This is a genomic window from Streptomyces sp. NPDC001852 (assembly GCF_042891825.1).
Classification (GTDB): Bacteria; Actinomycetota; Actinomycetes; order Streptomycetales; family Streptomycetaceae; genus Streptomyces.
In genome coordinates this window covers 1-9,854 of record NZ_JBIATN010000073.1, presented here as the reverse complement: position 1 = coordinate 9,854, position 9,854 = coordinate 1, and the positions used below count along the sequence as shown (strand labels likewise).

At 70.4% G+C, this 9,854-nt stretch carries 7 protein-coding genes; 2 read left to right on the top strand and 5 right to left on the bottom strand.

Going from position 1 to position 9,854, the window contains the following annotated elements:
• The 5 genes from ACFYZB_RS46315 to ACFYZB_RS46295 form a co-directional block, all read right to left on the bottom strand.
• On the bottom strand, positions 1–1,342 hold a 1,342-nt coding region (locus tag ACFYZB_RS46315), incomplete at its 3' end, for an LCP family protein (protein ID WP_388768129.1).
• Positions 1,343–1,998: 656 nt separating this feature from the next.
• Positions 1,999–4,641 carry a magnesium-translocating P-type ATPase gene (mgtA, locus tag ACFYZB_RS46310; RefSeq protein WP_388768126.1) on the bottom strand — a complete coding sequence of 881 codons (2,643 nt, stop codon included), beginning with the start codon at positions 4,639–4,641 and terminating at the stop codon, positions 1,999–2,001.
• Complete coding sequence (locus ACFYZB_RS46305; RefSeq protein WP_351217031.1) at positions 4,634–4,996, bottom strand: metalloregulator ArsR/SmtB family transcription factor; 363 nt, start codon at positions 4,994–4,996, stop codon at positions 4,634–4,636. Before ACFYZB_RS46305 ends, mgtA begins: the two co-directional genes overlap by 8 nt.
• Before the next feature lie 178 nt (positions 4,997–5,174).
• Positions 5,175–5,960 (bottom strand): hypothetical protein, encoded by a 786-nt coding sequence (locus tag ACFYZB_RS46300; RefSeq protein WP_388768124.1) that lies wholly within the window; start codon positions 5,958–5,960, stop codon positions 5,175–5,177.
• A gap of 53 nt (positions 5,961–6,013) precedes the next feature.
• Entirely contained in the window at positions 6,014–6,961 is a 948-nt protein-coding gene (locus ACFYZB_RS46295; RefSeq protein WP_388768122.1) for a heavy metal transporter, read from the bottom strand.
• 179 nt (positions 6,962–7,140) lie between these two features.
• Here ACFYZB_RS46295 and ACFYZB_RS46290 point away from each other — a divergent pair, with 179 nt between their 5' ends.
• Both ACFYZB_RS46290 and ACFYZB_RS46285 read left to right on the top strand, forming a co-directional pair.
• Complete coding sequence (locus tag ACFYZB_RS46290; protein WP_388768120.1) at positions 7,141–8,511, top strand: FtsW/RodA/SpoVE family cell cycle protein; 1,371 nt, start codon at positions 7,141–7,143, stop codon at positions 8,509–8,511.
• Positions 8,512–8,739: 228 nt separating this feature from the next.
• Complete coding sequence (locus ACFYZB_RS46285; protein ID WP_388768117.1) at positions 8,740–9,615, top strand: polysaccharide deacetylase family protein; 876 nt, start codon at positions 8,740–8,742, stop codon at positions 9,613–9,615.
• Positions 9,616–9,854: the final 239 nt, after the last annotated feature.

Sequence of the window (9,854 nt, the reverse complement as noted above, 5' to 3'; positions counted from 1 at the left end):
TCGTCGCGGAGCTGAAGCCCTGGTCGGTCAGCGCGGTCGCGATGCCCGAGGCGCGGCCGGTGACCGCGGTGCCGTTCTCCACGGTGACGGCGATCCGCGACGCCGGGACGGCCGGGGCGGTGGCCTTCGCGGTCGCCGAGGCCGCCTCCGCCTTCTTGCCGGAGCCCGTGGTCAGCGACTGGTCGTCGGCGATGGTCGAGAACAGGGTCTTCGCGCCCGGTCCGACGACCAGGCGCTCCTTGTTGTTGGGGTCGGGGGCCGTCTGCATCGTCGTGAACGTCATCCGCTTGGTGGGCACCTTGTTGACGTCCGACGCGAGCGAGATCAGCTTGCTGACACTGCCCAGGCCGTCGTCCACGGTCAGGGCCTTGGTGGCGGCGTCGGCCAGGCCGTAGACCGCGGTCGGGTCGGTGAGGGTGCCCGCGCTCTTGAACTTGCGGATCAGTGAGCTGAGGAAGAGGTGCTGGGTCGTCGTACGGCCGAGGTCGCTGCCGTCGCCGAAGCCGTGCCGGGAGCGGACGAACTCCAGGGCCGCCTGACCCTTGAGCGTGTGGTCGCCCTTGGAGAGCTTCAGGTGCGAGTAGGTGTCGTAGACGTCGTCGGTGACGCAGACGGAGACGCCGCCGACCGCGTCGGACATCTTCACGACGCCGGAGAAGTCGAGTTTGACGAAGTGGTCGATCGGGATGCCGGTGAGCTGGTGGACCGTGGCCACCTGGCAGGCGGGGCCGTACTGCAGCGCGCTGTTGATCTGCCCGTAGTAGCCGTTCGTGGACTGGCCGCTCTCGCTGTCCTTGCAGGCCGGTACCTGGGTCATGGTGTCGCGCGGGATGCTCATCACCGTCGCGTTGGAGCGGTCCGCGGAGATGTGCACCACCATCTCCACATCCGCGTTGCTGCCGGTCTGCACCCCGGTCTTAGAGCAGCCGCCGCCGAGCCTGCAGTCCTCGACGCTGGTGCGGCCGTCCGAGCCCATGACCAGGATGTTGATCGGGGTGCGGCCGAACGCGTCGGCCTTCTCGGAGCCCCCCTTGCCGTCGAGCGCGACGCTGTTGATGTTGCCGTTCAGGTGCTCGTAGAACCACCAGCCCGCACCGGCCGTGACCACGATCAGTACGGACAGGGTGATAGCGGCGATCTTGAGCGCCCTTCGGGCGCGTCCCGCCGGATGCGCACGGCGCCGCGACCGGGTGGCGCCGCGTGACCGGGAGGTGGCCCGGGCCGCGGCGCGGCCGCTCGATGGGCGCGTGCCCTCGGCCTCGCGCGTACGCTGGCCGGGCACCCGGCGAGTGGTGCGGCTGCGCACGGCTGGGCCGTTCGGGCCGTCCCACGGGTCGCTCATCTTGCACTCCCATGAACGGTCGGGCTCGTCAGGCCGGGCCATCAGCGGTACGGCCAGGCATGCGCGGCTGGGTCCGGACAGGCGAGGCGGGGCCTCACCTGGCTTGCATAGTTGCGCAATCTAGCAAACACGATCGACGTCCTCACCCTCGGGTCGGACCGGCCTGCCTCAGTGGTCGTTCCTTCCGTACCTTGCGATGATCCAGGCCGCGCCGCGTTCCGCCAGGGCCCGCCGCCGTCCCCGGCGCGAACGCTGACCGGCGAGGCGTGGGGGCGGAGTCTCCGTCGGCGTTGCCGCCACAGCTGCGAGACGGCCGGCGGCACGGGCCAGCTCCGCTCGCACACCCTGACGCCGCTCGGAGGAACCGGCTCTCAACAGCGCCGCATAAAGCCCTTCGACCTCGGCCAGGGCAGCACCCAGCCGCAGATTCGCATCGCGCACTCGCCGAATGTCATCGCGCGGCATGGAACACCCTTCCTCCCCCGATCACGGGCCTTACCCGCTGCCGACTGGATTATTGCGCAAGTCCGCAAGTCACCCTGCACCGACGGCCCTTGACGCCTTCGCCCGGTTCTGGTGCGGCCGGACCAGGTACGACGGGGCCTGACTGCGTGGTCGGCGGGGTCGTACGAAGACGCGGTCGGCGTGGACGGGGATCACTCATGGCGCGTCCTGGCCATCAGGAGAGCGGCGGCGTACAGGGCCAGGACCACGCCGAGCAGGAGGTAGTAGGCGGTCGGCAGGGCGGCGAGACCGAGCGGTGGGCCGAGCGGTGAAGGAGGCAGCGCAAGTCCGATGACGGACAGGGCGATCGCGGCCCGGCCGACCGGTCCCGGCCCACGGCCCTGCGCGCCCCGGCGGCCGGCCCGGAGCAGCACCATCACCAGGGCCTGGCTGAGCAGGTTTTCGGTGAACCAGCCGGAGTGGAACACCGCCTGGTCGCCGCGCGTGCCGAGCCCGTGCAGGGTGACGGCGAGCACGGCGAAGGTGGCGATGTCGGCCAGGGCGTTGAGCAGGCCGAACCCCGTGATGAAGCGCAGGAGGCCGCGGGGGCTCAGCACGGTCGGCCGGCGCAGCACCGACGGGTGCGGACGGTCGTGGGCGAAGGTGAGCTGGGCCGCGTCGAAGCAGAGGTTCTGGGTGAGGACCTGGGCGGGGAGCATCGGCAGGAAGGGCAGCAGCAGGCCCGCGGAGAGCATCGCGATCACGTTGCCGAGGTTGGAGGACAGCGTGATCCGCAGGTAGGTGGCGATGTTGCGGCCCGCATGCCGGCCCGCGTCGATGGCATGGGTGACAGCGGTGAGGTCCTTGTCCGCGAGCACCACGTCCGCGCCCTCGCGGGCCACGTCGGCGGCGCCCTGCGGAGCGATGCCGACATCGGCGGCGCGCAGGGCGGGCAGGTCGTTGACGCCGTCGCCGAGGAAGCCGACGGTGTGCCCGGCGCTGCGCAGTGCCTGGGTGATCCGGGCCTTGTGATCGGGGGTGCAGCGGGCGAAGACGGTGGTACGGGCGACCAGGGCGGCCAGTTCGGCGTCGGTGAGGGTGTCGATGGCGCCCGCGGTGAGGACGGCGTCCTCGGGGACCGGGATGCCGAGGTCGCGGCAGGTCCGGGCGGCCGTGCCGGGGTGGTCGCCGGTGAGGACCTTGACGGTGACTCCTTGGCCGGTGAGGACCTCCAGTGCCTCGGCGGCGGTGGGCGTGAGCGCGTCCCGCAGGGTGATCAGGCCGCGGAAGGTGAGGCCGCGTTCGTCGGCCTGTGTGTAGTCGCGGGTGCGTGCCGGGCGTTCGGCGGTGGCGACGGCCAGGACGCGCAGCCCGTCCTCGGCCTGCCGGGTGGCGAGGTCGCGCAGGTCTGCGCGTTCCCGGTCCGAGAGGGCGCAGCGGGACAGTACGGCTTCGGCGTCTCCCTTGACGGCCAGGGTGTGCATGCCGAGGCGGCCGGGCGAGCGGACGACGGCGGTGGCGAGGCGGCGGGCCGGGTCGAAGGGGACCGCGGCGATGCCGTCGTGTGCGAGGAGGTCCTCCTCGTCGACCGCATTCAGGATCGCCTCGTCCAGGGCGTCGGGCTCGGGCAGGTCGGCGAGTTGCAGGGTCCACCAGGCGTTGACGGCGGCCCAGCGCAGGACCTCGGGGTCGTCCCGGCCGTCCGGGCCGAGGCTGCGGTCGATGACGGGCTGGTCCTGGGTGAGCGTGCCGGTCTTGTCCAGGCACAGCACATCGGCGGCGCCGATGTCGTACAGGGCGGGGAGCCGTCTGACGATCACTCCGTGGGTCCGGGCCAGCAGCGAGGCGCCACGAGCCAGGCAGGAGGTGACGAGGACCGGCAGCATCTCCGGGGTCAGCCCCACCGCCACCGCGACCGCGAACGGCAGAGTCTCCAGGCCGCGTCCGCGCAACGCCGCGTTGGCCATCAGCACCAGCGGCGGCGTCAGCAGCATGAACCGGATCAGGATCCAGGAGACGCCGTGGACGGAGCGGTCGAAGGCGCTCGGCTCCGGCCGGCCCGCCGTACGGCCGTGCGCGGCGCCGAACCGAGTGCTCGCACCGGTCGCGGTGACGACCGCGGTGCCGCTGCCGGAGGCGATGCTGCTGCCCAGGAAGCACCATTGTGGATGGTCGAACGGCCCGCTCCCGGAGTCGACGGACATGTCGCCGGTGTGCTTCGCGACGGGCGCCGACTCTCCCGTCAGCGCGGACTGGTGCACCGTCAGACCGCTCGCGCGCAGCAGGCGCACGTCCGCCGGTACGACGTCACCCGGCCCGAGACGGATCACGTCGCCGACGACCAGGTCGTCCACGGGAATCTCGCGAGCGGTGGCTGCCGCGTCCTCGTCGGCGCGCCGCAGGACGGTCACCGTGGTGGCGACCAGCCGGCGCAACGCGGCCGTGGACCGGTCGGCCCGCTGCTCGCCTGTCGCGCGCAGCACGCAGCTGACCACGACGAGGAAGAGGATCACCGAGGCGGTGCCCCAGGCCAAGACGGCGGCGGAGACCAGCCCGAGGCAGAGCAGGACCGCGGTGAAGGGGTCACGCAGGCTGCGCACGAACAGTCGTGGCCAGGCAGCCGCGCCCGGAGCGGGAACCGTGTTGCCGCCGAACCGGGCCAAGCGTGCCTCGGCCTCGGCCTCCGTCAAGCCGCGCGGACCGCTGTCCAGCCGGCGCAGGACCTCCAGCAGCGTCGGCGAGGAGAGCCCCGGCCCCGGCTCCCCAAGAACTTCGGGCCCTGCCCACACCGCCGACAGCGCCACCGGAGCAGGCGGGTCCGCTTCCTGGTCCGAAGCCGCTGTGCTCTCAGCCACTGGTCCCGTGCAGAAGTCGTACGGGCGCGGAACCCTGGTGGGAACGTGCCGTCAGCTGCCCGATCATCACGCGCACGAGCGTCACGACGTCCGGGTCGTCGATGTAGTAGACCTGCCGCCGACCCTCACGGCGAGAGCGCACCAGTCCGGCGAGCTTCAGCTTCGCCAGGTGCTGGCTGACGGCGGGCAGGGCAACGCCCACCCGGTCGGCGAGGTGCGTGACATCGCACTCCCCCTGGGACAGCGCCCACATCAGGTGGAGCCTGACGGACGAGGCGAGCAGCCCGAAGGCGCCGGCGGCAGCCGCCAGCACGTCGGCCGACGGATCCTTGAAGCCACCGACGTTCCCAGCCACGGTCCTCTGCCCTCCCGCCCACACTTCACAGTCGACACTCATGCGCCCACCCAGTGTAGGCGCCCGGCACAAGCAGCGACCGCCTCCTGGTCGGTGGCGGCACCTGCCTGCGGAGTCGCATCGGACGGCCCCCACCTGCCCGCGCAGGCACGAGATTTCACGTACTCCCTGCCGGGGGCTACTGCAGGACCCCGACGGCCCGCGAGATGATCAGCGCCAGGGTCAGCAGCGAGATCGTGGACTGTGTGGACATCAGCAGCTTCGCCCAGCGGGACAGCGGCATGGTGTCGGTGGGGCTGAAGGCCGTGGCGTTGGTGAGGGCCACATAGAGGTAGTCCATGTACTGCGGCTCCCAGTCGTCGGGCGCGATGCCCTCCTGCTGCATCTGGGGAAAGAGGAAGTCCGGGTGCTGGTGCGTGCCCAGGGCACGGGCTGCGGGGCCGCCCCGGTCCCACTCCCAGTACCAGAGGCTGAAGGCGATGACGTTGGTCAGCCAGATGCCGCCTCCCGTCGTCAGCAGCGCCGCGGCGTTGGAACCCTCGGTACCGTGCAGCAGGTCACGTACCAGGATGACGGCCGACCAGCCGTTGGCGAGGCTGACCGCCGCGGCCAGCAACAGACCCAGCACACGCAGCAGACTCGACCGGTACTCGATCCGCCGGTGCGGATGGGCCACCCACAGCGCCGCCATCAGGAACAGTTCCAGGGCGGGCAGTAGCCAGTGCGGATGGATGCTGAACCGTTCCGGCAGCGCCCACTGCACCCAGACGGCCACCAGCAGCGCCGCCATCACCGCCCAACGCTGCTCACCTCTGGTGCGCCGCTGCCACGCGGGACGCTCGGACTCGGATGCCTGCTCGGCCGGAGCGAGCAAGCCCTCGATCCGTTCCAGTCGGACATGCAGCAGTTCGGTCCAGTGCTCGGGGCCGAGGCGCTGCGGAGGAGGGGTGTCATGGCTGGTCACGGGCTCCATTCTGGCCAGATGTATGCGACATTGCGCAAGCCTGCAATTGATCCCTAGCTCACCCGCACGACCACCGTCGAGGAATCCGCCGGCGCATGCGGGATGTGCGTCCAGCCATGGTCCGAGGCGCCGCTGCTCCACCGGCGGCCGTCGAACGTGACCGACGCGGCGTGCAACGCGCGGGCGTGACAGACCAGCCACAGGGCGAGGGACCAGCCCGTGGCCGTCTCGGAGACCGGATAGCTGACGCCGCCGCCGGTCGTGGGGACGGCGGCCGGCACCCTGCCGAACTCCCGTCGGACCGCTGCGGCGACACCACCGCCGCCGTCGCCGCCCACGTGTACGACACCCGCCCCGTCCCTGCCCCGCCCCGCCCCGGCGCCGTCGGTACCGTTCCCTCCGCCGGCCCGGGCGGCATCCGCATCGCTCTTGCCCACCCCGCTCACGGTGCAGGTCAGTGCGGGCCCGTCCTGTCCCGTCAGTACGTCGGCCAGCGTCGACGCCATGGCCTCGTGCGACGCGTAGGCGCCCGGGTAGCCGCTGTGCTGGACATCCTGCGCGGCGACGGTGACCGGCAGGTCGACGTAGTCCGGCACCTTGACCAGCGCGTCGAAGAACTTGCCCGACGCGTAGACGGGATCGCGGATCTGGGCGGGGCTGCCCCAGCCCTCGGACGGCCGCTGCTGGAACAGGCCGAGGGAGTCCCGGTCCCCGTAGGAGAGGTCGCGGAGTTTGGACTCCTGGATCGCGGTCGCCAGGGCGATGGTGACGGCCCGTTGCGGAAGGCCACGCGCGTGGGCCACGGCCGCGATGGTCGCGGCGTGGGACGCCTGGTCCGGGTCGAGCGTGACGGTCGTGCCGTCCGTGCCGTGCGCCGTGCAGTCGTCGGACGTCGCCGAGCGGATGAACCGGACGGCGAGATAGCCGACGAGCGCGAGGACCACGCCCACCCCGATCACCGCCGGCCACAACCTGCGGCGCCTTTGCCTGCGTGCCGCCACGCCGACCCTCCTCTTACCCGCCCTCAGCTACAGTTCAGTTGCGTCATTGCGCAACCATATAACCTTGCTGGCCGTGGTCCCGAGCGGGACTGCGGCGGGTGAACCCGATCGAAGGGGGAGGCATGACTGGTCGGCGGGGGACGGCGAAGCCGGCAGTGCGGCCAGGCCGGTCAGGACGCATGAGTGACCGGAACCTGGAGCTCGTCCTGCTCCTCGGCGCCATCCTCATCTGCTGCTACGGCTATGCGGAGACGGCCCTCGCCGTCAGCGGGAAGCTGCCGCCGAATGTGGCACCGACCTGCCTGGCCGCGGCTGCACTGCCCGTGGTGTGCCATGTCACCGTACGCCGGTTCGCACCGCACGCCGATCCGCTGATCCTGCCCCTGTCCACCCTGCTGAGCGGTCTGGGTCTCGTCCTGATCCACCGTCTCGACATCGCCTACGCGTCGCACTACCACCACTCGACGGCCGCGGCGCCGGGCCAGCTCATGTGGTGCGGCATCGCGGTGGCGGTGTTCGCCGCGGCGGTGGCGCTGCTCATGGACCACCGCAGGCTCCAGCGCTATCCGTACGTCACCATCGCCATGGGGCTGGTCCTGCTGATGGCGCCGGCCTTCTATCCCGGCGACGTCTACGGCGCGAAGCGGTGGATCTTCATCGGCCCGCTGTCCTTCCAGCCCGGAGAGTTCGTGAAGATCGTCATCGTGGTCTTCTTCGCGGGATATCTGACGCTCCGCAGGGACGCCCTCGCGCTCGCCGGACGGCGCTTCCTCGGCATGTATCTCCCTCGCGGGCGGCAGCTCGGCCCCGTCGCGGCCGTGTGGATCCTCAGCCTGCTCGTCCTGATCTTCGAGCGGGACCTCGGCACCTCACTGATCTTCTTCGGTCTCTTCGTCATCATGTTGTACGTCGCCACCGAGCGCACCAGTTGGGTGGTGTTCGGCGTCGCCATGTTCGCCGTCGGCGCCTTCGTCGTCGGTTCCTTCGAACCGCACGTCCACGGCCGTGTCGTGGCCTGGCTGCACCCGATGGACATCTTCCTGCCGCCCGACAAGCGCCCGCCGGGGCTCATCTCGGACCAAGCCGCCCAGGCCCTGTTCAGCTTCGGTTCCGGCGGCATCCTCGGCACCGGCCTCGGCGAGGGCCACCCGGAGCTCATCGGCTTCGCCGGGCGCAGCGACTTCATCCTGACCACGGTCGGCGAGGAACTCGGCCTGACCGGGGTCACGATCATCATCCTGCTCTACGCCCTGCTCGCCGAGCGCGGCCTGCGTACGGCCCTCACCGTCACCGACCCGTTCGGCAAGCTGCTCGCCGGCGGCCTGGCCTCGGCCCTCGTCCTCCAGGTCTTCGTCGTCGTGGGTGGTGTCACCGGGCTCATTCCACTCACGGGCAAGGCGTTGCCCTTCCTCGCCCAGGGCGGCTCGTCCATGGTGGCCAACTGGCTGCTGGTCGCCGTCCTGATCAAGGTCAGTGACACCGCCCGCCGCCCGCCGCCGATGCCGGTCGCGGACGTCAGCGCCGCCGAGACCCAGTTCGTACGGCTGTAAGGCCGCCGACCTGGAGGTACCCGCCGTTGTCGTCCTCCTCGCCCTCCAGTGCTGAGCCCCGACGGTTGGCTGTGATCACCCGCATGATGCCGGGGAGTGATGTCGGCCTTGGTCCTATTCTCACCCTCTGTTGAACTTCGCCTTTCACGCCGCTGAACTTCGCCTTTCATGCCGCGGTTACCTTCCGAGCAGAGTCGAGGTCAGCTTCGGAGTCAGGAGACCGGTACGGTGAGGCGACGCAACACAGGCGGCAGGTTCTACGCGCCGTTGGCCAGCGTGCTCCTGGCCCTGTCCGTCGGCGGCTGCAGCACGAGCGGTGGCGACGCGACCGGTCCGGCGGCCACCTCGTCGGCGTCCGCCACCGTCGGCGGCACGCCCGGGACCGCGTCGCACGCCACGGCTGAGCCGGCCGCCTGGCGGAAGTGGGGCCTGACACCGCTGCCCGCGGCTCCCCCGCCCCCGGCGGACAAGCCGATCAAGCTCTCCGCGACCGGCCCGGTTCCGGTCTTCGCGCACGTACCGACATCCCGGAAGGTCGTCTTCATCACCGTCGACGACGGGCTGGAGAAGGACCCCAGGTTCATCGAGATGATGCGGGACCTGAAGATCCCGATCACGATGTTCCTGATGAACGACGCCATCAAGTCGGACTACGGGTACTTCAAGCCCCTGCAGGCGATGGGCGACCACATCCAGAACCACACCCTGCACCACCCCGCGATGAACACCATCCCTCTGGTCCGCCAGAAGCAAGAGGTGTGCGGCGACCAGAAGATCCTCACCCAGCAGTTCGGCACCGCCCCGTTGCTCTTCCGGCCGCCCTACGGGGCGTACAACGACAACACCAAGATCGCGGTGGGAGCGTGCGGGCCGCGAGCGATCGTCTGGTGGCGTGAGTCCATGCAGGTACGCAACATGCAGTACCAGGACCCGGGCAAGAAGCTGCGGCCCGGTGACATCATCCTCGCCCACTTCCGCGGCCCTGCCGAGCTCAAGGGCGCCACCATGACGGAGATGTTCGCGAATCTGCTCAGGCGCATCGGGGAACAGGGCTTCGCGGTGGCCCGCCTGGAGGACTACATCCAGCCGCCGGCCGCACACTGAACCGACCAGGAATCAATGTGCCGTCGGTCGGAACGTCATCCGACATTTACGCATCTGTCTTGGCGGACACCGCATCCCGTGTTTCCGCGAGCAGAGGTTCACTCCTCACCGGAAAATCGGGTCAAAGGCCAAGGAAAGCCCCGAGCAAGCCTTCGCAAGCAAGCGTGGGCGGTGCCGGGCGGAAAGCGCAGGCAGGAAACAGCCCATGGGACTCACGAGCAACAAAGTGCTGATGCTGG

What these genes read in the sequence shown, in the direction of transcription:
- ACFYZB_RS46290 (WP_388768120.1), top strand. Translation starts at nt 7,141, where the DNA reads ATGAGTGACCGGAACCTGGAGCTCGTCCTGCTCCTCGGCGCCATCCTC.